At 70.1% G+C, this 18065-nt stretch carries 17 protein-coding genes and 1 pseudogene; 9 read left to right on the top strand and 9 right to left on the bottom strand.

Annotated features, from left to right (window positions below):
• Positions 1 to 99 precede the first annotated feature (99 nt).
• The 5 genes from GPJ59_RS02210 to trxA all read left to right on the top strand — a co-directional run bounded on the left by GPJ59_RS02210 (position 100) and on the right by trxA (position 5036).
• Positions 100 to 1827, top strand: coding sequence for a protein kinase family protein (locus GPJ59_RS02210; RefSeq protein WP_219664625.1), 1728 nt, complete (start codon positions 100 to 102; stop codon positions 1825 to 1827).
• 107 nt (positions 1828 to 1934) lie between these two features.
• On the top strand, positions 1935 to 2624 hold the full coding sequence (gene sigM / locus GPJ59_RS02205; RefSeq protein WP_219664624.1) for an RNA polymerase sigma factor SigM: 690 nt from the start codon (positions 1935 to 1937) through the stop codon (positions 2622 to 2624).
• A complete protein-coding gene (locus GPJ59_RS02200; protein ID WP_308120086.1) occupies positions 2621 to 3532 on the top strand; it encodes a hypothetical protein in 912 nt (303 codons plus the stop codon). Before sigM ends, GPJ59_RS02200 begins: the two co-directional genes overlap by 4 nt.
• A 124-nt stretch (positions 3533 to 3656) precedes the next feature.
• Entirely contained in the window at positions 3657 to 4616 is a 960-nt protein-coding gene (gene trxB, locus GPJ59_RS02195; RefSeq protein WP_219664623.1) for a thioredoxin-disulfide reductase, read from the top strand.
• Positions 4617 to 4694: 78 nt separating this feature from the next.
• Entirely contained in the window at positions 4695 to 5036 is a 342-nt protein-coding gene (trxA, locus tag GPJ59_RS02190; RefSeq protein ID WP_308120085.1) for a thioredoxin, read from the top strand.
• 112 nt (positions 5037 to 5148) lie between these two features.
• On the opposite strand, the gene GPJ59_RS02185 is transcribed toward trxA, so the two are convergent.
• From GPJ59_RS02185 to rpmH, 9 genes are all read right to left on the bottom strand, one after another.
• Positions 5149 to 5766 (bottom strand): GNAT family N-acetyltransferase, encoded by a 618-nt coding sequence (locus tag GPJ59_RS02185; RefSeq protein WP_219664622.1) that lies wholly within the window; start codon positions 5764 to 5766, stop codon positions 5149 to 5151.
• Positions 5767 to 5830: 64 nt separating this feature from the next.
• Positions 5831 to 6904 carry a ParB/RepB/Spo0J family partition protein gene (locus GPJ59_RS02180; protein WP_219664621.1) on the bottom strand — a complete coding sequence of 358 codons (1074 nt, stop codon included), beginning with the start codon at positions 6902 to 6904 and terminating at the stop codon, positions 5831 to 5833.
• Positions 6901 to 8037, bottom strand: a complete 1137-nt coding sequence (locus GPJ59_RS02175; RefSeq protein ID WP_219664620.1) for a ParA family protein — start codon at positions 8035 to 8037, stop codon at positions 6901 to 6903. The genes GPJ59_RS02180 and GPJ59_RS02175 overlap by 4 nt, the downstream gene beginning before the upstream one ends.
• A 229-nt stretch (positions 8038 to 8266) precedes the next feature.
• Complete coding sequence (rsmG, locus tag GPJ59_RS02170) at positions 8267 to 9010, bottom strand: 16S rRNA (guanine(527)-N(7))-methyltransferase RsmG (RefSeq protein ID WP_219664619.1); 744 nt, start codon at positions 9008 to 9010, stop codon at positions 8267 to 8269.
• Between the two features lie 84 nt (positions 9011 to 9094).
• Positions 9095 to 9607 carry a Jag family protein gene (locus tag GPJ59_RS02165; protein ID WP_219664618.1) on the bottom strand — a complete coding sequence of 171 codons (513 nt, stop codon included), beginning with the start codon at positions 9605 to 9607 and terminating at the stop codon, positions 9095 to 9097.
• A 31-nt stretch (positions 9608 to 9638) separates the two neighbouring features.
• The gene (gene yidC / locus GPJ59_RS02160) at positions 9639 to 10745 is read right to left on the bottom strand and encodes a membrane protein insertase YidC (RefSeq protein WP_219664617.1); all 1107 of its coding nucleotides are present in this window, start codon (positions 10743 to 10745) and stop codon (positions 9639 to 9641) included.
• Between the two features lie 3 nt (positions 10746 to 10748).
• The gene (gene yidD, locus GPJ59_RS02155; protein WP_219664616.1) at positions 10749 to 11030 is read right to left on the bottom strand and encodes a membrane protein insertion efficiency factor YidD; all 282 of its coding nucleotides are present in this window, start codon (positions 11028 to 11030) and stop codon (positions 10749 to 10751) included.
• On the bottom strand, positions 11027 to 11398 hold the full coding sequence (gene rnpA, locus GPJ59_RS02150; protein WP_219664615.1) for a ribonuclease P protein component: 372 nt from the start codon (positions 11396 to 11398) through the stop codon (positions 11027 to 11029). The genes yidD and rnpA overlap by 4 nt, the downstream gene beginning before the upstream one ends.
• 20 nt (positions 11399 to 11418) lie before the next feature.
• Complete coding sequence (gene rpmH / locus GPJ59_RS02145) at positions 11419 to 11556, bottom strand: 50S ribosomal protein L34 (protein ID WP_003956500.1); 138 nt, start codon at positions 11554 to 11556, stop codon at positions 11419 to 11421.
• A gap of 355 nt (positions 11557 to 11911) precedes the next feature.
• On the opposite strand from rpmH, the gene dnaA reads away from it, so the two are divergent.
• The 4 genes and pseudogenes from dnaA to recF all read left to right on the top strand — a co-directional run bounded on the left by dnaA (position 11912) and on the right by recF (position 17920).
• Positions 11912 to 13660, top strand: a complete 1749-nt coding sequence (dnaA, locus tag GPJ59_RS02140; protein WP_219664614.1) for a chromosomal replication initiator protein DnaA — start codon at positions 11912 to 11914, stop codon at positions 13658 to 13660.
• Between the two features lie 885 nt (positions 13661 to 14545).
• Positions 14546 to 15676 carry a DNA polymerase III subunit beta gene (gene dnaN / locus GPJ59_RS02135; RefSeq protein ID WP_219664662.1) on the top strand — a complete coding sequence of 377 codons (1131 nt, stop codon included), beginning with the start codon at positions 14546 to 14548 and terminating at the stop codon, positions 15674 to 15676.
• Positions 15677 to 15850: 174 nt separating this feature from the next.
• A pseudogene (gene gnd, locus GPJ59_RS02130) lies at positions 15851 to 16738 on the top strand (phosphogluconate dehydrogenase (NAD(+)-dependent, decarboxylating)); the annotation flags it as partial.
• Positions 16739 to 16795: 57 nt separating this feature from the next.
• Entirely contained in the window at positions 16796 to 17920 is a 1125-nt protein-coding gene (gene recF / locus GPJ59_RS02125) for a DNA replication/repair protein RecF (RefSeq protein ID WP_219664612.1), read from the top strand.
• The last annotated feature ends 145 nt before the right edge of the window (positions 17921 to 18065 follow it).

Genomic DNA, 18065 nt, shown 5'->3' with positions numbered 1-18065 from the left:
CCTTTCGCGTGTCGTGCATAGCGGTGGACTGTGGGCACAATTGGCTTGGCTTCGCAGACTGGCCGACAGCGTGCAACGGATGGGGAGGCAGGAACGACGGTGGCGGAACGTAGCACGGCTGCCGTCGACGTGGCCGACAACAGCGGCGACCAGCCGCTGGCCGCAGCAGCGGCCAAGGCCACGGCCGACGGGGTGGACACCCAGGACGGACGAGCCGCGGACGAACCCATGCCCGAACCGGACGGCGAACGCCCCCCGGCGGCCACGACCGCCGCACCCGAACTCCACAGCGGCCACAAGCTCGCCAGACGCTACCGGCTCGAGGAGTGCGTCACCCGTCTGGACGGATTCAGCAGCTGGCGTGCGATGGACGAGAAGCTGCGCCGGGCCGTGGGCGTCCACCTGCTGCCCGCCGACCACCCGCGCGCCCGCAGCGTCCTGGCCGCGGCCCGTTCCTCCGCCCTGCTCGGCGACCCCCGGTTCGTGCAGGTCCTCGACGCCGTCGAGGAGAACGACCTCGTCTACGTCGTCCACGAGTGGCTTCCCGATGCCACCGAGCTCACCGCCGTCCTCGCCTCCGGCCCGCTGGAGCCCCACGAGGCCTACCAGCTCGTCAGCCAGGTCTCGCAGGCCATGGCCGCCGCCCACCGCGAGGGCCTGGCCCATCTGCGGCTCACCCCCAGCGCCATACTGCGCACGTCCACCGGCCAGTACCGCATCCGCGGCCTCGCCGTGAACGCCGCCCTGCGCGGCATCACCAGCGACACCCCGCAGCGCACCGACACCGAGGCGATCGGCGCCCTGCTGTACGCCTCCCTCACCCAGCGCTGGCCCTACGAGGACGACGCCTACGGACTCACCGGCCTGCCCAAGGGCGTCGGCCTGATCCCGCCGGACCAGGTCCGCGCCGGCGTCCACCGGGGCCTGGGCGAGCTCGCCATGCGTGCCCTGGCCAACGACGGAGCCACTGCCTCCCGCCAGGAGCCGGCCTGCACCACCCCTGAGGAACTGGCCAAGGCCGTCGCCGCGATCCCCCGCATCCGGCCGCCGGAGCCCGCCTTCACCGCCCCGCCCGAGTACCAGCGCACGACGTACCAGCAGGGCAGCTACGGCCGTCCGCCGACCCACCCCGGCGGGGGCGTCACCCGGCCAGTAGCCCTCCCGCCGCCGTCCCCGCTGCAGAGCCGCACCGGCCGCGTCCTGAAGTGGGGTGTGGCCGCCCTGCTCATCGCCGCGCTCGGCCTGGGCAGCTGGCAGCTCGCCGGCAGCCTCCTGGACCAGGCCAACGACGACAGTGGCGGCGACACCAGCACCTCGCAGTCCGACACGACCAACGATGCCCCGAAGCCGGCCAAGGAGAGCAAGGCGCTGGACATCAAGGGTGCCTTCGTCTTCGGCAGGAGCGCCATCAAGCCCGAGGACGCGGGCAATGCCGTCGACGGCAATCCCAACACCGCGTGGAGAACCTGGGAGTTCTACACCCACGCCAACTTCGGCAACATGTCCAAGCACAGCGAGGGCAGCGGCATCGTGGTCGACCTCGGCAGCCCCCGCGAGGTGACGGGGCTCGAAGTGGACCTGTACGGCACTGGACACACGATCGACGTCCGCGCCGCGCCCGCCAGTGCTTCCAAGCCGGAGAGCCTGGACGACTTCACCCAAAAGCTCACCAAGCCGGAAGAGTCCGGGAGCCAACTCAAGGTACCCCTGGACACCCCGATCCAGACCCGTTACGTGCTGATCCACATCAGCAAGTTGCCCCCCGACAGCGCGGGCAACTACCGCGGCGGCATCCGAGACATCAGGGTCCTCGGCAGGGACGGCTAGATCGGTTCCCCGACGAGCGTGTTGCAGGGTCCGCTGTGCCGATGGCACGGCGGACTCTCGTTTTCGCCCCGCCGGACCCGTACGCTCCCACCGGGAGGGGAGGTGTGATGCACGACGCGACGACCGGCGAGGACAGCGACCCGGACCTGCTCGCCCGGCACGTCGCCGGGGACCCCGACGCCTTCGGTGAGCTCGTACGGCGCCACCGCGACCGCCTGTGGGCCGTGGCCCTGCGTACCCTCGGTGACCCCGAGGAGGCCGCTGACGCCCTCCAGGACGCCTTTGTCTCGGCCTACCGCGCCGCCCACACCTTCCGCGGGGAATCGGCCGTCACCACCTGGCTGCACCGCATCACCGTCAACGCCTGCCTGGACCGCGCCCGCAAGGCGGCCTCCCGCAAGACCTCGCCGCTGGACGACACCGAGCGCCTGGAGCGGCTCCTGGAGCCCCATGAGTCCGCCGAGGCACCCGTCGAGCGCCACGACCTCCACCGGCAGCTCCTGGCCGCTCTCAGCACGCTTCCCGCCGAGCAGCGGGCCGCCCTCGTCCTGGTCGACATGCAGGGCTACCCCGTCGCCGAGGCCGCCCGTGTCCTCGGCGTGCCCACCGGGACCGTCAAGAGCCGGTGCGCGCGTGGCCGGGCCCGACTCCTGCCGATGCTCACTCATCTGCGCACCGATCCCGGGGATAACAGCACCTCCGAAGGGGGAAGGAACCGGTCGCCGGGGACGTCCGTCCCACCAGCGGCAGAATCCAGGGACCCAGATGCTCTGAAGGGCGGAGGTGGACGAACGTGAGCCCCACACCCGGCGCGCCCGGCGCGATCCGGCACCCTGACGTCTCGGAGATCTCCGACCTCACCGAAGGTCTGCTCCCCCCGTCCCGTACCTCGGAGATCCGCCGCCACCTGGACGACTGCGCCCTGTGCGCCGACGTCCGCGCCTCGCTGGAGGAGATCCGCTCCCTGCTCGGCACCCTGCCGGGCCCGCCGCGCGTACCCGCCGACATCGCCGGCCGTATCGACGCGGCCCTGGCCGCGGAAGCCCTGCTCGACGCGACCACCCCAGCCCCCGACAGCACCGCCCCCGGGCCGGCCCCGGCGGATGAGCCCGCCCGCGATGTTTCACGTGAAACCGTCGCCGCCACCGCCGGGCGCTCCCACACCCCGTTCCGTCCTGCCGGCCGCCCGCGCGGCGCCACCGGACCGGGCCGAGGACGCCGCCGTGCCGTGCTCGCCGGCCTGATGGCCACCGCAGCCCTCGGGATCGGCATTTTCCTGTTCCAGCAGCCCTGGAGCGAGCAGCAGGCACGTCCCTCCCGCGACAGCGCGGCCAGCTCCCTCTCCCGCCCCCCGGACGGGACCACGTTCTCCGAGGCCGGGCTGGAGGGCGAGGTCCACCAGCTCCTCGGGAGCGCGCAGCAGAACCGCTCACTCAGCTCCACCGACGCCCCGCCCGGACTCGCCCCGGCGGAACGCGAGGGTGCCTCCCTCCCGGACTGCGTCCAGCGGGGTACCGGCCGCACCGAGGCTCCGCTGGCCACCGAACGGGGGACGTTCGACGGTACGAACGTCTACCTCGTCGTCCTCCCGCACCCCGGCGACCCCGACCGGGTGGACGCCTATCTGGTGGACAGCGCCTGCGAGAGCTCGCCCTCGGCCGGGCCCGGGAAGGTCCTGCTGAACACGGACTACTCCCGACGTTGAACCGTTCGGGCTGTCACGCGGACCGACCGGGAATGCACGCGCCGTAGGATCCGTTGGGTGGGGTGAGAGTCCGCACCGGCCCCCGGTAGGCAGCAGGCAGTCCGTAGAGACGAGGAAAAAACCCGTGAGCGACGTCCGTAACGTGATCATCATCGGCTCCGGGCCCGCCGGTTACACGGCCGCCCTGTACACCGCACGCGCATCGCTCAAGCCCCTGGTCTTCGAAGGCGCCGTCACCGCCGGCGGTGCGCTGATGAACACCACCGAGGTCGAGAACTTCCCCGGCTTCCGTGACGGCATCATGGGCCCGGACCTCATGGACAACATGCGTGCCCAGGCCGAGCGCTTCGGTGCCGAGCTGATCCCTGACGACGTGGTCACCGTCGACCTGAGCGGCGAGATCAAGACCGTCACGGACACCGCCGGCACGGTCCACCGCGCCAAGGCCGTCATCGTCACCACCGGCTCGCAGCACCGCAAGCTCGGCCTGCCCAACGAGGACGCCCTGTCCGGCCGCGGCGTCTCCTGGTGCGCCACCTGCGACGGGTTCTTCTTCAAGGACCAGGACATCGCCGTGGTCGGCGGCGGGGACACCGCGATGGAGGAGGCCACCTTCCTCTCGCGCTTCGCCAAGTCGGTCACCATCGTCCACCGCCGCGACAGCCTGCGTGCCTCCAAGGCCATGCAGGAGCGGGCCTTCGCCGACCCGAAGATCTCGTTCGCCTGGAACAGCGAGGTCGCCGAGATCCACGGTGAGCAGAAGCTCTCCGGCCTCACCCTGCGCAACACCAAGACCGGTGAGACCTCCGCGCTGCCCGTGACCGGCCTGTTCATCGCCGTCGGCCACGACCCGCGCACCGAGCTCTTCAAGGGCCAGCTGGACCTCGATGCCGAGGGCTACCTCAAGGTCGAGTCCCCCTCCACCCGGACCAACATCCCGGGTGTGTTCGGCGCCGGTGACGTCGTCGACCACACCTACCGTCAGGCCATCACCGCGGCCGGCACCGGTTGCTCCGCCGCGCTGGACGCCGAGCGTTTCCTCGCCGCCCTCACGGACGCCGAGCACGCTGCGGCGACCGTCTGACGCTTCCGCCCGGAAACCCCGTCCGGGCGGACTGGACCCCCACCCCACACACCCCGCAGTAAGAAGAAGGAGGCCGCTGTGGCCGGCACCCTGAAGAACGTGACTGACGCAGACTTCGACACCGAGGTCCTGGCCAGCGACAAGCCGGTCCTGGTGGACTTCTGGGCGGCCTGGTGCGGCCCCTGCCGCCAGATCGCCCCGTCCCTGGAGGCCATCGCGGCCGAGTACGGCGACCAGATCGAGATCGTCAAGCTCAACATCGACGAGAACCCGGCCACCGCCGCCAAGTACGGCGTCATGTCCATCCCGACGCTGAACGTCTACCAGAACGGCGAGGTCGCCAAGACCATCGTCGGCGCCAAGCCGAAGGCCGCCATCCTGCGCGACCTCGACGGCTTCGTCGAGCTCAAGACCGCGTGAGTCGTGCTCCGCACGCTGCGGAGCACCACCGATCCGGCCGTCGCCGGCGATGTTTCACGTGAAACGGGGCCGCCCCCACCAGGGGCGGCCCCGTTCGCTTGTCCTGTGCCGCTCACAGCGGCCGCAGCGCCGGCTCCTTCCGGGCCGCGCCCAGCAACCGGTCCAGCGCCAGCTCGACGTCTTCCTTCCAGGACAGCGTGGAGCGCAGCTCCAACCGCAGCCGCGGATACGCCGGATGCGGGCGCACCGTCTTGAAGCCCACCGCCAGCAGATGATCGGCGGGCAACAGGCACCCCGGGCCTTCCCAGCGGGCGTCGCCGAAGGCCTCGATGGCCCGGAACCCCCGACGCAGCAGATCCTTCGCGACGGTCTGCACCATCACCCGGCCCAGCCCCTGCCCCTGGTACCCGGGCACGATGAACCCTGTGATCAGCTGGACGGCGTCCGGGGACACCGGACTCGTCGGAAAGGCGGTCGACCGCGCCACATAGGCGGGCGGAGCGTAGAGCACGAAGCCCACCGGGATGTCGTCCACGTAGACCACCCGGCCGCACGAGCCCCATTCCAGGAGCACGGCGGAGATCCAGGACTCCTTCTCCAACTCCCCGGTGCCCGCCTTGACGGCGGCCTCACCGCTGACCGGATCGAGCTCCCAGAAGACGCAGGACCGGCAACGGCTGGGCAGGTCCTGGAGGTTGTCCAGCGTGAGCGGTACCAGCCGACGACCCATGACCGCATCGTATAAGGGCACAGGGCGGGCCGCACTGGCACGGCCCGCCCCTGATCAACCCTGTCTATTCGTCGCCGGGTCCCTGGTCCAGAACCCGGCCTTCACCCGGCGCCAGCGTCGTCAGGATCCGCTCCAGGTCCTCCATCGACGCGAACTCGACGGTGATCTTGCCTTTCTTCTGGCCCAGATCCACCTTCACCCGCGTCTCGAACCGGTCCGACAGCCGGGAGGCGAGCTCCGACAGCGCCGGCGAGACCCGGGCGCCCGCCCGCGGCCCCTTCGGCTTCACCGCACCGGACGGCTCGGACTCCATCAGCTTGACGATCTCCTCGACCGCCCGCACCGACAGTCCCTCGGCCACGACCCGCAGCGCCAGCCGGTCCTGCTCCGCGGAATCGTCCACCCCGAGCAGCGCCCGCGCGTGACCGGCCGACAGGACACCCGCGGCCACCCGCCGCTGGACCGGGGGCGAGAGCTTCAGCAGCCGCAGCGTGTTGGTCACCTGAGGACGGGACCGGCCGATCCGGTCCGCCAGCTCGTCGTGCGTGCAGTTGAAGTCGTGCAGCAGCTGGTCGTACGCGGCCGCCTCCTCCAGCGGGTTCAGCTGCGCCCGGTGCAGGTTCTCCAGCAGCGCGTCCAGCAGCAGCTTCTCGTCGTCCGTCGCCCGGATGATCGCCGGGATCCGCTCCAGACCTGCCTCCCGGCATGCCCGCCAGCGCCGCTCGCCCATGATGAGCTCGTAGCGGTCCGCGCCCACCTGCCGTACGACGACCGGCTGGAGCAGGCCCACCTCCTGGATGGAGGTGACCAGCTCCAGCAGCGCGTCCTCGTCGAAGACCTCTCGCGGCTGCCGCGGGTTGGGCGTGATCGCGTCCAGCGGCAGCTCGGCGAAGGTCGCCCCCGCCACCGAGTTCAGCTCCGGTGCCGCAGCGGCCGATGTTCCACGTGAAACATCGGCCGCTGCCGGTGCCCCCGCCTGCGCCAGGGACGCCAGCTTCGCCGCCGCGATCCCACGGTCGGACGTCAGTACCGGCACCGCCGACGGGGACGTCGACGCCCCGCTCGGCGACTTCTCCTGCGGAGCCGAGGGGATCAGCGCGCCGAGCCCCCGCCCCAGACCCCTACGTCGCTCACTCACTGGATCCCCTCCGCCATGCTCTGCGTGCTGCTGTTCATATCCGTCGCGCCCGTGTGGGCGTTCCGTCCGTCGTAGTGGATACCGGCTCCGCGCAACGCGATCTCCCGCGCCGCCTCCAGGTAGGAGAGGGAACCACTGGAACCCGGATCGTAGGTGAGGACCGTCTGCCCGTAGCTGGGGGCCTCCGAGATTCGCACCGAGCGCGGGATGCTCGTCCGCAGCACCTCGTTGCCGAAGTGGCTGCGGACCTCGTCGGCGACCTGTGAGGCGAGCCGCGTACGGCCGTCGTACATGGTCAGCAGAATGGTCGACACGTGCAGGGCCGGGTTCAGATGGGCCCGCACCAGATCCACGTTGCGCAGGAGCTGGCCCAGGCCTTCCAGGGCGTAGTACTCGCACTGGATCGGGATCAGCACCTCCGCGCCCGCCACCAGCGCGTTGACCGTGAGCAGGCCCAGGGAGGGCGGGCAGTCGATCAGGATGTAGTCGAGCGGCTGCTCGTACGCCTGGATCGCGCGTTGGAGGCGGCTCTCGCGCGCCACCAGTGAGACCAGCTCGATCTCCGCGCCCGCCAGGTCGATCGTGGCCGGCGCACAGAAGAGGCCTTCCACGTCCGGGACCGGCTGGACGACCTCCAGCAGGGGCCGGCTCTCCACCAGCACGTCGTAGATCGACGGGACCTCGGCATGATGGTCGATGCCCAGGGCGGTGGAGGCGTTGCCCTGCGGGTCGAGGTCGATGACCAGGACCCGCGCACCGTGGAGCGCCAGGGACGCCGCCAGGTTCACGGTCGTCGTGGTCTTGCCCACGCCGCCCTTCTGGTTCGCGACCACCATGACCCGGGTCTGAGCCGGCCGGGGCAGGCCTTCACCGGCCCGGCCCAGCGCCGCGACCGCCAGCTGGGCGGCACGGCCGATGGGTGTGTCGTCGTCCACCGGGATGGATGTTTCACGTGAAACATCCCCGGCGGCCTCTCCCGGACTCTGTCCGGGGGCACTCCCAGGTGCCCCCATGCCCGTCGGCTCGGAGCGGGGACCGGGGACCGGATCGGCCAGGGGCCCCGCAAGGTTGGCGTCGGACCGCACGGATTCACTCTCCTCGACATCGGGCTCGCGATGAAGAGAGACTGCCATGCCATCGGGGTCGCGAACCAGCGGGGCCCGTACTCCTGTGGATGAATCCACCACTGTGGACAACTCGGTCACCCCCGCGTCCTTGCGGTGGCGGGGGGACGCAGCCGCACGGCCGCGGCTGATGATTCCGTGCAGCAGGGAGCGACGTTTCACGTGAAACACGATGCACGGACCGGCACTTCAGCCCGCTACGACACTCCGAAATCCATACCTATAGGGGCGCAACGGATCAACGGCGACGGCGTGACCGGCCCGTCCGGGCAGCCTTAGCCCGCTTGGCCGCGAACCTCACTCCGCCGGGGCTCTCCCCGACCTCGACCCGCACGAGCGTGGACAGCGGATCCACCACGCCCTCACCCACGTGCAGCACCGAGGTCTTCACCACACCGAGTTTGGCCAGCGCGGTCTTCGCCGCGATCAGCTCCTCCTCGGCGGTGTCCCCCTTCAGCGCCAGCATCTCGCCGTACGGGCGCAGCAGTGGCACGCCCCAGCCGGCCAGCCGGTCCAGCGGAGCCACGGCGCGGGCGGTGACGACGTGGACGGGCGGCAGCTTGCCCAGCATCTCCTCGGCGCGGCCCCGGACCACGGTCACGTGGTCCAGCCCCAGCAGCTCCACGACCTCCTGGAGGAAGGTCGTCCGCCGCAGCAGGGGTTCCAGCAGGGTGATCTTCAGGTCCGGGCGGACCAGAGCCAGCGGAATGCCCGGCAGACCGGCGCCCGAGCCGACGTCGCAGACCGTGACGCCCTCCGGCACCGCCTCGGACAGCACGGCGCAGTTCAGCAGGTGCCGCTCCCACAGCCGGGGCACCTCACGCGGCCCGATCAGTCCGCGCTTGACCCCCGCGTCCGCCAGCAGCTCGGCGTACCGGACAGCTTCCGGGAAATGCTCGCCGAAGACCGCGTGCGCCTCCTCGGGCGCCGAGGGGAGCTCCGCTGCTGCCTCCGTCACGGGGACCGTCCTTCCGTTCCGCACTCTACGAGTTCAGTTGTTAGGGCCAGGCTGACAAACTTCGGCCCCGCCTGCGACACAGACGGGGCCGAACACACTTGCTTGGGATCAGGCAGGGAGCACAACGACGAAGCGCTGCGGCTCCTCGCCCTCCGACTCACTGCGCAGACCGGCAGCCGCCACCGCGTCGTGGACGACCTTGCGCTCGAACGGGGTCATCGGGGCCAGTTTCATCGGCTCGCCCGAGGCCTTCACGTCCGCGGCCGCCTTGGCGCCCAGCGCCGCCAGCTCCTCGCGCTTCTTGGCGCGGAACCCGGCGATGTCGAGCATCAGCCGGCTGCGGTCCCCGGTCTCCCGGTGCACGGCCAGTCGCGTCAGCTCCTGGAGAGCCTCCAGGACCTCGCCGTCCCGGCCCACGAGCTTCTGCAGCTCACGGCTCGACGAGTCGCTGATGATCGACACGGCTGCACGGTCGGCCTCGACGTCCATGTCGATGTCACCGTCCAGGTCGGCGATGTCCAGCAGCCCCTCGAGGTAGTCGGCCGCGATCTCACCCTCCTGCTCCAGGCGGGTCAGGGTGTCGCCACCCTCAGCGGCGGCGGAGGTGGTGCCTTCCGTCACGGGATGACTCCTCAATCTTTCTCAGGGCTTCTTACTTCTTGGACGACGGCTTGCTGGGGGGCGTCTGGCGCTGCGACTTGGACTGCCGCTTGGGCTGCTGCCGCTTCGCGGCACCGCCGCTCGCCGCATCCGAGTCGGCCGTGGCCACCACACTCTTGATCACGGAGCCGTCCGCCTGCGCGGCCAGGCCCTGCTTGGTGAGCGCGGTGATGAACTTGCGCTCGTTGTCGTTGCGGTCCGGGCCCTTGGCCACGATCGCCGCGACGACCTTCTTCTTGCCCCGGCTCTTGACCTCACCGTGCGAGGTGACGTGCTTGAGCAGCCGCGTCAGGTACTGGTCCTGGGCCTTGCTGCCCGGCGTCGGGTTCTGGTTGATCACGTACATCTGCTGACCCATGGTCCAGACGTTGGTGGTCAGCCAGTAGACGAGGACACCGACGGGGAAGTTGATACCCATGACGGCGAAGATCACCGGGAAGATGTACATCAGCATCTTCTGCTGCTGCATGAACGGCGTCTTGACCGTGAGGTCCACGTTCTTCTGCATCAGCTGGCGCTGCGTGTAGAACTGCGACAGCGACATCATGACGATCATGACCGCGGTCACGATCCGGACGTCCGTCAGCGAGGCGCCCAGCGCCTCGACCTTCTCCGGGCTGTCCATGAACTTGGCAGCGATCGGCGCACCGAAGATCTTGGCCTCACGGGCGCTGTCGACCAGCTGCTGGTCCATGACGCCGATGGTCTTGCCGTTGGCGATGTTCGCCAGCACGTGGTACAGCGCGAAGAAGAACGGCGACTGGGCCAGGATGGGCAGGCACGAGGAGAGCGGGTTGGTACCCGTCTCCTTGTACAGCTTCATCATCTCTTCGGACTGGCGCTGCTTGTCGTTCTTGTAGCGCTCCTGGATCGCCTTCATCTTCGGCTGGAGCGCCTGCATGCCCCGCGTCGCCTTGATCTGCTTCACGAAGAGCGGGATCAGGCAGATACGGATCAGGACCACCAGGGACACGATGGACAGGCCCCAGGCCCACCCACTGTCCGCCCCGAAGAGCGCACCGTACAGCTTGTGGAACTGGACGATGATCCACGAGACGGGTGTGGTGATAAAGCTGAACAGACTGGCAATCGTGTCCACTAATCAGGCTCCTTGAGCATTGCGAGGTCTACGCAACGCACTGCGCAGCTGCTCGTGCCAACGCGGGCGTTTACGAGGTGGGACATGGTCCACCCCACCCGGCGACCACGGATTGCACCGCAGGATCCGCCAGGCGGTCAGGACCGTCCCCTTCACCGCACCATGCCGGTCGATGGCCGTGTACCCGTAGTGCGAGCACGAGGGGTAGTAGCGGCACACCGGCCCGAGCAGCGGACTGATCGTCCACTGGTACAGCTTGATCAATGCGAGCAGCGGGTACTTCATCGAGCCACGTCTCCCAGCAGCCGCGCCAGAGCGGCATCCAGGTCCCGGGCCAGATCTTCGTGGCCGGCATCACCCGATCCGGGCAATGCCCGCACCACCACCAGGCTACCTGGGGGCAGCTGGGCCAGCCGGTCCCGCACCAGGTGGCGCAGCCTGCGCTTGACCTTGTTGCGGACGACCGCGTTGCCCACTGCCTTGCTGACGACGAAACCCGCACGTGTCGAGGGAGCACTCTCCCCCGGCCCGTGCGGGTCCGTTGCGCTGGTACGTAGGTGAACGACGAGGAGCGGGCGACCGGCCCTGCGCCCTCGGCGTACCGCGTTCGCGAAGTCCTCGCGCCGCCTCAGCCGATGATCGGGAGACAGCACGACGTCATTGACCTGTCAGATCAGGCGGACAGGCGGGCGCGACCCTTGCTGCGGCGGGACGCGAGGATCGCGCGGCCGGCACGGGTGCGCATACGCAGGCGGAAACCGTGGGTCTTGGCGCGACGACGGTTGTTCGGCTGGAAGGTGCGCTTGCTCACTCGGGGGCTCCAGAAAATGAATCGTTAGTGGCGTTACATCGCCTGGCTGTCACCGTGCGCCCACGAGGAACTCGCGATCCGCCCGAGTGGACACCGCTAAACGATCACATTCAGTGATCTTCGCCCATCGGTAGGCAGGCGGCAGCAGCCATCGACAACTCGACCTGGTTACGGTACGCGGGACTACGCCATCCGGTCAAACCGAGCACTTGCGGGGCTCCACTGTGCACAGGCTGTGGACAACGACTTGAACCCTACCCGTCGTGCTGACTACCGTTGCTCGACCCCGGTTTTTTTGTCCCGACCGTCCCAAAGAACCACACATTCGTGGGACCCCTGTGAGAGAGCGTGCTCTGTGGCTGACGTACCTGCCGATCTTGCCGCAGTGTGGCCGCGAGTGCTGGAGCAGCTCCTCGGAGAAGGTCAGCAAGGGATCGAGCCCAAGGACAAGCAGTGGATCGAGCGCTGCCAGCCCCTGGCGCTGGTCGCCGACACCGCACTGCTCGCCGTGCCCAACGAATGGGGCAAGCGGGTCCTGGAGGGCCGGCTGGCCCCGCTGATCAGCGACACCCTCAGCCGTGAGTGCGGCCGCCCGATCCGGATCGCCATCACCGTGGACGACTCCGCCGGCGAGCCCGCGCCCCCGGTCCCGCCCGCCGCCCCGCAGCGCGACGCCTACGAGCCGTACGGCGGCCAGCGCCCCGGCGGCCACACCGGCCCGTCCGACGACCAGCTGCCCACCGCCCGCCCCGCCTACCCGGACTACCAGCAGCCGCGCCCCGAGCCCGGCGCCTGGCCCCGCGGCGGCCAGCAGGACGACTACGGCTGGCAGCAGCCCCGCCTCGGCTTCCCCGAGCGCGACCCCTACGCCTCCCCCCAGCCCGGCTACCTCCAGCAGCCCGAGCCCGGGTACGACCAGCCGTACGAGCCGCAGAACGGCTACGAGCAGAAGCCGTACGAACCCGCCCCGTACGACAAGCAGCCCGCCTACGACCCCGCGCCCCTGCCCGCCCCGGGCCGGTCGGCCCCGCCGGCCCCGTCCGGCGGCTCCACCTCGGGCCCGCTGGAGCCGACCGCACGGCTGAACCCGAAGTACCTGTTCGACACCTTTGTCATCGGCGCCTCGAACCGCTTCGCGCACGCCGCCGCGGTCGCCGTCGCCGAGGCCCCCGCCAAGGCCTACAACCCGCTCTTCATCTACGGCGAGTCCGGCCTGGGCAAGACCCACCTGCTGCACGCCATCGGGCACTACGCCCGCAGCCTCTACCCGGGCACCCGCGTGCGCTACGTGAGCTCCGAGGAATTCACCAACGAGTTCATCAACTCCATCCGCGACGGCAAGGGCGACGCCTTCCGCAAGCGCTACCGCGAGATGGACATCCTGCTCGTGGACGACATCCAGTTCCTCGCGAGCAAGGAGTCCACGCAGGAGGAGTTCTTCCACACCTTCAACACGCTCCACAACGCCAACAAGCAGATCGTCCTCTCCTCCGACCGGCCGCCCAAGCAGCTGGTGACCCTGGAGGACCGGCTCCGCAACCGCTTCGAGTGGGGCCTGATCACCGACGTCCAGCCGCCCGAGCTGGAGACGCGTATCGCGATCCTGCGCAAGAAGGCGGTCCAGGAGCAGCTCAACGCCCCGCCGGAGGTACTGGAGTTCATCGCCTCCCGCATCTCGCGCAACATCCGCGAGCTGGAGGGCGCCCTGATCCGGGTCACCGCCTTCGCCAGCCTCAACCGGCAGCCGGTGGACCTCGGCCTCACCGAGGACGTCCTGAAGAACCTGATCCCGGGGGGCGAGGACACCGCGCCCGAGATCACGGCGACCGACATCATGGCGGCCACGGCCGGCTACTTCGGCCTCACCGTGGACGACCTGTGCGGCTCCTCGCGCAGCCGGGTCCTGGTCACCGCCCGCCAGATCGCCATGTACCTGTGCCGGGAGCTCACCGACCTCTCCCTGCCCAAGATCGGCGCCCAGTTCGGCGGCCGCGACCACACCACCGTGATGCACGCGGACCGCAAGATCCGCGCGCTGATGGCGGAGCGGCGCTCCATCTACAACCAGGTGACCGAGCTGACCAACCGCATCAAGAACGGCTGAAGCCCTCGGCCCCACGGGCCGTCGAGAGCCACCACCGAAGGGCGCTCCGGGACCTCTCCCGGAGCGCCCTTCGTCGTTCCCAAACCCCGTCACCCGGGGCTCGCGGCTCGATCCGGGGGCGCGTGGCACCAGTCGCGCGCCTGCGACCTGTTCGAATACGCCCCCGCGGAGTCAAGTTGTCCACAGATTGCGGGACTTTCTGTCGTCCACAGCTTGGGGACTGCTGTGGTCACCCACAAACTGTCCACAGGGTCCCCTGTTGATGGACCATCAGTGCAGCTCACAGGCCTGTGGAATTGTGCGGGACGATCATCCACAGGCTGTGGAGGAAATCTTGTCCACAGGTCTGTCCACCGGCTCTGTCCACCGCCCGCCCACAGGATCGCGGGTCCTGTGCACAGGATGGCGCCCTCACTCCACAGCCTTGTCCACTGTTCGGCAACGTCACCACCCTCCTCACCGCCCGGAGTGAAAGGCGTCACACGGTTGTGGACGTTTGGGTTGTGGAGCACTGGGGGAAAACTGGGGACACACCTGTGGACCAATCGGGGTCTCCTGGGGATGGCCTGTGCAGAACTTTCGCTTCTCCACAGGACCCCCTACTTGTCCACCGCCTCCACCCACAGCCCCGGTGGACAAAAAACGGGCATTGACCTGCGTGAACGCGGTTATCCACGGTTTCCACAGGCCCTACTACTACCCCCATAGACAGTTAGGCCGGATTCCGTTTTCAAGCAGGCCCTGTGCACAAGTCCGTCGGACGGCCTCCCCGACGCTCCCCTCCCGACTTGACCGCCAGCCGCACGGACTGTCGGTGCCGTGCGTCAGACTGTTCTCCGGCACCCAGCCGACGACGAAGGCCAGCAACAGCAGGAGGCGGTTCCGGTGAAGATCCGGGTGGAGCGCGACGTACTCGCGGAGGCGGTGGCGTGGGCGGCCCGTAGCCTCCCGGCCCGGCCGCCGGTGCCCGTCCTCGCGGGCCTGCTGCTGAAGGCCGAGGACGGCACGCTCAGCCTCTCCGGCTTCGACTACGAGGTCTCCGCCCGCGTCTCCGTCGAGGCGGACGTGGAGGAGGACGGCACCGTCCTGGTCTCCGGCCGGCTGCTGGCCGACATCTGCCGCGCCCTCCCCAACCGCCCGGTGGAGATTTCCACAGACGGTGTACGGGCGACCGTGGTCTGCGGCTCCTCCCGGTTCACCCTCCACACCCTGCCTGTGGAGGAGTACCCGGCCCTGCCCGAGATGCCGGGCGCGACCGGCACCGTCTCCGGCGAGGTCTTCGCCGCGGCCGCCGCCCAGGTCGCCATCGCCGCCGGCCGTGACGACACGCTGCCTGTGCTCACCGGTGTGCGCATCGAGATCGAGGGCGACCGGGTCACCCTGGCCTCCACCGACCGCTACCGCTTCGCGGTCCGCGAGTTCCTGTGGAAGCCGGAGAACCCGGACGCGTCCGCCGTCGCGCTGGTCCCCGCCAAGACGCTGCTCGACACCGCGAAGTCGCTGACCAGCGGTGACACGGTCACCCTGGCGCTGTCGGGCTCCGGCAAGGGCGAGGGCCTGATCGGCTTCGAGGGCGCCGGCCGCCGCACCACGACCCGCCTGCTCGAAGGCGACCTGCCCAAGTACCGCACGCTCTTCCCGACGGAGTTCAACTCCGTCGCCGTGATCGAGACCGCCCCCTTCGTCGAGGCCGTCAAGCGCGTGGCCCTGGTCGCCGAGCGGAACACCCCGGTGCGCCTGAGCTTCGAGCAGGGTGTGCTGATCCTGGAGGCCGGCTCCTCCGACGACGCACAGGCTGTGGAGCGCGTCGACGCCAAGCTGGAGGGCGACGACATCTCGATCGCCTTCAACCCGACCTTCCTGCTCGACGGCCTGAGCGCGATCGACTCGCCCGCCGCGCAGCTGTCCTTCACCACGTCGACCAAGCCGGCGCTGCTCAGCGGCCGCCCCGCGGTCGACGCGGAGGCGGACGAGGCGTACAAGTACCTGATCATGCCGGTGCGCCTCTCCGGCTGATCCGCTCGTCGGTGCAGGTCAGGCCCGGTCTCGCGCCCGCGGGGCCGGGCCTGGACGCTTCTGCACGGGGCCCGGCGTAGGCTCGGTCCGGGAGGCACCGCCGCGCGGCACGACCCTGCCGCACGCGCGCCGCACCCACGAACGTTTCGCCCCAACGCAAGCCCCAACGCAAGAAGGAACCACCTGATGGAGCTCGGTCTCGTCGGTCTCGGCAAGATGGGCGGCAACATGCGCGAGCGCATCCGCCGCGCAGGCCACACCGTCATCGGATACGACCGCAACCCGGACATCGCCGACGTCCACAGCCTGTCCGAGCTTGTGGACAGCCTCGCGGCGCCGCGCGTCGTGTGGGTGATGGTCCCGGCCGGCGAGGCCACCCAGTCCACGGTCGACGAGCTCTCCGAGCTGCTCTCGCCCGGCGACATCGTCGTCGACGGCGGGAACTCGCGCTGGACCGACGACGAGAAGCACGCCGCCGAGCTGGCCGCCAAGGGCATCGGCTTCGTCGACTGCGGAGTCTCCGGCGGTGTCTGGGGCCTGGAGAACGGCTACGCGCTCATGTACGGCGGCGACAAGGAGCACGTCGCCGCGGTGCAGCCGGTCTTCGACGCGCTCAAGCCCGAGGGCGAGCTCGGCGCCGTGCACGCCGGCAAGGTCGGTGCGGGCCACTTCGCGAAGATGGTCCACAACGGCATCGAGTACGCCATGATGCAGGCCTACGCCGAGGGCTGGGAGCTGCTGGAGAAGGTCGACTCCGTCACCGACGTGCGCGAGGTGTTCCGGTCCTGGCAGGAGGGGACGGTCATCCGCTCCTGGCTGCTGGACCTCGCGGTGAACGCCCTGGACGAGGACGAGCACCTGGACGGGCTGAAGGGCTACGCGCAGGACTCGGGCGAAGGCCGCTGGACGGTGGAGGCCGCGATCGACAACGCGGTGCCGCTGCCGGCGATCACCGCGTCGCTGTTCGCGCGTTTCGCCTCGCGCCAGGAGGACTCGCCGCAGATGAAGATGATCGCCGCGCTGCGCAACCAGTTCGGCGGGCACGCGGTCGAGAAGAAGTAGTCCGGGCAGCAGCCCGGACGCAGGAAGTACACAGGGCCGGGGGAGGTCGGCGCCGTCATGCATGTCTCGCATCTGTCGTTGGCCGATTTCCGCTCGTACGCCCGGGCCGAGGTCCCGCTCGACCCGGGCGTCACGGCCTTCGTGGGCCCGAACGGCCAGGGCAAGACGAACCTGGTCGAGGCCATCGGCTACCTGGCGACGCTGGGCAGCCACCGCGTCTCCTCCGACGCCCCGCTGGTACGGATGGGCGCGCAGCGCGCGATCGTCCGGGCGGCCGTGACCCAGGGCGAGCGGCAGCAGCTGGTGGAGCTGGAGCTGAACCCGGGCCGGGCGAACCGGGCCCGCATCAACCGGTCCTCGCAGGTCAGGCCGCGCGATGTGCTGGGGATCGTACGGACGGTGCTGTTCGCGCCGGAGGACCTGGCCCTGGTCAAGGGCGACCCGGGGGAGCGGCGCCGCTTCCTCGACGAGCTGATCACGGCGCGCGCGCCGCGGATGGCGGGGGTCCGCTCCGACTACGAGCGCGTGCTCAAGCAGCGCAACACCCTGCTGAAGTCGGCGGCCATGGCCCGCCGGCACGGCGGCCGGTCCATGGACCTGTCGACGCTCGACGTGTGGGACCAGCACCTGGCACGGGCGGGCGCGGAGCTGCTGGCGCGGCGGCTGGATCTGATCGGTGCGCTGGAGCCGCTGGCGGACAAGGCGTACGAGCAGCTGGCGCCGGGCGGCGGCCCGGTGGGGCTCACGTACAAGGGGAGCGCGGAGCCGGCCGGGGCGCAGTCGCGCGAGGAGCTGTACGAGGTGCTGCTGGCGGCGCTCGGCGAGGCGCGCAAGCAGGAGATCGAGCGGGGCGTGACCCTGGTGGGCCCGCACCGCGACGACGTGCTGCTGCGGCTGGGCGATCTGCCGGCGAAGGGGTACGCGAGCCACGGCGAGTCCTGGTCGTACGCGCTCGCGCTGCGGCTGGCGGCCTACGAGCTGCTGCGCGCCGAGGGCGGCGAGCCGGTGCTGATCCTGGACGACGTGTTCGCGGAGCTGGACGCGCGGCGGCGGGAGCGGCTGGCGGAGCTGGTGGCCGGGGGCGAGCAGGTGCTGGTGACGGCTGCGGTGGACGACGACGTTCCGGGCGTGCTGACGGGTACCCGGTACGCGGTGTCCGGTGGTGAGGTGACCCGACAGTGAACGGCGACGCGGTGAACAGTGGCGGCCGGGGCAGGAACGGCGGCCAGGGCCGCAGCGGTGCCCCGGTCGGCGGCTCCGGCCGGCCGCAGGGCGAGCCCGCCCCGCAGCCGCCCTCGGGCGTGGACCTGGCCCGGCAGGCGCTGGC

Origin of the sequence: Streptomyces bambusae, assembly GCF_019400985.1 — a bacterium.
Classification (GTDB): domain Bacteria; phylum Actinomycetota; class Actinomycetes; order Streptomycetales; family Streptomycetaceae; genus Streptomyces; species Streptomyces bambusae_A.
The sequence above is the reverse complement of the archived record's forward strand: the minus strand, read 5'-3'. Positions and strand labels throughout refer to the sequence as shown.

Coding starts and splice junctions, on each gene's coding strand:
- sigM (WP_219664624.1), top strand. CDS start 1,935: ATGCACGACGCGACGACCGGCGAGGACAGCGACCCGGACCTGCTCGCC.
- GPJ59_RS02185 (WP_219664622.1), bottom strand. CDS start 5,766: ATGGGTCGTCGGCTGGTACCGCTCACGCTGGACAACCTCCAGGACCTG.
- GPJ59_RS02175 (WP_219664620.1), bottom strand. CDS start 8,037: ATGGCAGTCTCTCTTCATCGCGAGCCCGATGTCGAGGAGAGTGAATCC.
- yidD (WP_219664616.1), bottom strand. CDS start 11,030: ATGAAGTACCCGCTGCTCGCATTGATCAAGCTGTACCAGTGGACGATC.
- recF (WP_219664612.1), top strand. CDS start 16,796: ATGCATGTCTCGCATCTGTCGTTGGCCGATTTCCGCTCGTACGCCCGG.